Annotated in this window: 1 protein-coding gene; it reads left to right on the top strand. The window is 38.8% G+C overall.

Annotated features, from left to right (window positions below):
* Positions 1-155 precede the first annotated feature (155 nt).
* Entirely contained in the window at positions 156-746 is a 591-nt protein-coding gene (locus AOQ32_RS07360; RefSeq protein WP_083994468.1) for a hypothetical protein, read from the top strand.
* The last annotated feature ends 83 nt before the right edge of the window (positions 747-829 follow it).

Below are 829 nucleotides of genomic sequence, written 5' to 3' on the forward strand. Positions count from 1 at the left end.
CGTTGCAACGTTGCAAAAGGTTGCACCCTAAAAGTTACATGGTTACATGCTTATAGAGGTTGATATAATAACGATAGTAGACTAAAGAGCTTTAAAAAGTGTGCAACAAGGTCACAAAATTTGACTATTGTTTTAGACACAAATTGAGGGTTGCAATGCAAAAGGTCACAAGCTATCCAAAACTAAATATCAAGGAAATAGACTTTAGCAAACATCCCCGTGCTCATCTTGTTAAATGGCAAGGTCACAAGATAGCTTTAGCAACAACTAAACCTAATTATGGCGGTGTACGGTATTGGTTTGTTTGTCCTTACTGTGAGAAACGAAAAGGCACACTATATCAAGTAGGGCGGGCAGTAATATGCCGAGTATGTGCGGGGTTGTATTATGCTGCTCAAGATAACAAGGCCAGACGCAACATGTTCGATAAAATCATGGCATTACACGATAAACAACTAAACCTTATTAATAAATTAGAGCCAGATTTGTATGACAGCGACAATGGGATAGACAGATTAACAGACTATGACCTAGCTTATAGAATGTATATAACCCCCAGAAAACCAAAGGGGATGCACTGGGCTACTTACAATAAGAAACTGACCCAGATTTGGAGTATCAGCCAGCACTTAAGCAATCTATATGAACTTTACGGAAAGAGAAAGGAAGCGCATGACAAGGCCATTAAAGCGCAATGGGCGGAGGCAATAAAAGTGCATGGTAAAAAAGTGTATGAAAAAGATTAAAACGGTCACACCTAAAAAGTCACAAACTAGATCCCCAAAATAGGGCAGTGGTTTATAGTAATTGCTACTGTCTGCAAAAATCT

It is taken from the genome of Fructobacillus tropaeoli, from assembly GCF_001047135.2.
Lineage (GTDB): Bacteria > Bacillota > Bacilli > Lactobacillales > Lactobacillaceae > Fructobacillus > Fructobacillus tropaeoli.